At 68.7% G+C, this 2,051-nt stretch carries 3 protein-coding genes and 1 pseudogene; 3 read left to right on the top strand and 1 reads right to left on the bottom strand.

Annotated features, from left to right (window positions below):
- Window positions 1-696 (bottom strand): annotated as a pseudogene (locus tag FLX08_RS39690) (hypothetical protein); the annotation flags it as partial.
- A 380-nt stretch (window positions 697-1,076) separates the two neighbouring features.
- Between FLX08_RS39690 and FLX08_RS41085 the strand changes: the two are divergent.
- The 3 genes from FLX08_RS41085 to FLX08_RS39680 are packed head-to-tail and all read left to right on the top strand — an operon-like array spanning window position 1,077 to window position 2,051.
- Window positions 1,077-1,250: a hypothetical protein gene (locus FLX08_RS41085; RefSeq protein WP_167530767.1), complete on the top strand. Its 174-nt coding sequence runs from the start codon at window positions 1,077-1,079 to the stop codon at window positions 1,248-1,250.
- 17 nt (window positions 1,251-1,267) lie between these two features.
- Window positions 1,268-1,531, top strand: coding sequence for a hypothetical protein (locus FLX08_RS39685; RefSeq protein WP_142625401.1), 264 nt, complete (start codon window positions 1,268-1,270; stop codon window positions 1,529-1,531).
- A 55-nt stretch (window positions 1,532-1,586) separates the two neighbouring features.
- Window positions 1,587-2,051 carry a hypothetical protein gene (locus FLX08_RS39680; RefSeq protein ID WP_142625400.1) on the top strand — a complete coding sequence of 155 codons (465 nt, stop codon included), beginning with the start codon at window positions 1,587-1,589 and terminating at the stop codon, window positions 2,049-2,051.

Below are 2,051 nucleotides of genomic sequence, written 5' to 3'. Positions count from 1 at the left end.
GGGGAGGCGCGGCAGCTCCGCGCCCAGCATCAGCAGGCGGCCCGCACCGCCCACCGTCATCCCGGCGGCGGTACGCAGCCAACAGCGGGTGGAGGCATGCCCATGCTCCTTGGCCTGCCCTGCACGATGGACCCGGCCTACCCGGTCGGCCAGCGCGCACGTGATCCGATCCCGCGCGAACAGCAACTCCTCCGCCTCAGCAAGACAGACATCCACATCGTCGGGAAGCGGCACCAGCGCCAGCTCCTGCGCCACCTCACGAACACACCCCACCACCACCCACGACGACCGGACACGGCCGCGACCACGGCCACCCACACCGGAAGCACCCGAGCCAGAGCCACCCGCACCAGCGCCATCCGCGTCAGCAGCGCCCGCACCATCAGCACTTCCACGGGCGGCATCCGCGCCAGCGCCGTCCACGCCAGCCGTCTTCGGACCGGCGGCATCGGTGCGGGTGGCATCTGCGCCAGCGGCAGCCCCACCGGCGGCGTCCGTGCCCGGGGCGTCCGTGCTTGCGGCGCCGGGCGCGTCGGCGTGCTGCCTGGGCTCAAAGTCGACGATCGGGAAGGGCGCGCGGGCGGATGAGCCGTCGGACGACCACAGCGGGGAATTGGCGATCAGACGGTCCCACCAGCCGTCGTCAGGGTTGTTCGAATGACGAAGGCGCTCAGGATCGATGTCGAACAGATCCATCACACCCTCCTCGCTTGATTCGAACTGATGTATGCATCCTTTCACAGTCCGTGACCGAGCGGCAACCGCCCGAAGGGAAGGGTTGGAGCCGCAGGTCAACCCGAAAAAGGCGTGCCGGCCGGATTGTGCCCGGTGACGAGGTCGGCTTCGGCTTCAGCGGGGGCCCCTCAGATGAGAGCTGCACAGATCGATGTCCTCTGAGGGGCGCGCCCTCATCCCGAGGAGCTGGAGGGCATGTCCGCCGCCCAGGACAAGCCGTCTAAGACAAGCCGTCCAGGACAGGCCGTAGGCAGAGGCGACCTTGCACCCGACGCGAGCCAGCCGGGATTCGACGTCGTCCGTTACGGAGCGTGGCGCAGATCGGGGAAGCGCTGTCCCCAATGGAAGCAGACCTGGCGTACGGGCCGGAGATCGGGCCGGAGATCGGGCCGGTGCCGCCGATGCAGCTCTTCGCTGGACGCCCCCTTCGCCTGGCAGCCGGGCTGGCTCTACACGCCGCCCACCGGCTGGCGAGGGCCCATCGGCTGCACCTCTGGGCGGCTGCCGTACGGTGAGGCGCAGGGGCCCGAGCATGAGACGGATGCTCGTGCTCATGGGCGCGGGAGTCGGGGCCCTGGCCGCCGCGGGGGCCGCCGCTCAGGTCGTGGCCTACGCCACGGGGTCGGCCGGGTCGCCCGCTTCCAGATGCATGGTCGCGGAGGAGACGCTCGCCACCTCCCTTGGGACGCTTCCCATCCTGGACGCCCGCCCGGACGGCATGACGCCGCGGGTTCTGTCCCGCCGCGCTGATCGTCTCGCCGTAAAGGTCGCGTACGGCCGGGATTCGCCGAAATAGGCATATGCTCCCGATCGTGCGTCGAATCTCGCTGCGGCGAATTACGGTAACGGCAGTGGCCGCGCTGATGGCAGCCGGCTGCTCATTCGAGCCGGAGCGACCAAAGCCACCTCCCGCGGTCGCGTTCACGCCGCAGATGGCGGAGTCGGTCCTCGCGAAAGTCGTCGCCGGAGTCAGCAGGAACGGCGTCGCCGATTTCTGTGCCACATTCGCGCGCAGCACGGCGACGTGCGAGACACTTCTGCGGGACGCCCTGCGGCAGTGCCTGCTGCCCGGAGACAAGCCCGTCGTGAAGCGCTCGATTCATCTACCGGCCACGGACAAATACGAAGAGACATGGCAGTTGGTGGTCCAAGGGAGAACACTCGACGGCCAGAAATACGTTACGGACTTCCCGATCGTCCTGTCGGGGGGCGTGCCGAAGGCCGTACTGGGAATCTACTGGAACGGTCAGGGTTACGGCAGGAACATGGACGACCCCCCGACGTACACGGTCCCCCCGCAAAACGCCTGCCCTTAG

The sequence above is a fragment of the Microbispora hainanensis genome, assembly GCF_006874475.1.
Lineage (GTDB): Bacteria > Actinomycetota > Actinomycetes > Streptosporangiales > Streptosporangiaceae > Microbispora > Microbispora hainanensis.
The sequence above is the reverse complement of the archived record's forward strand: the minus strand, read 5'-3'. Positions and strand labels throughout refer to the sequence as shown.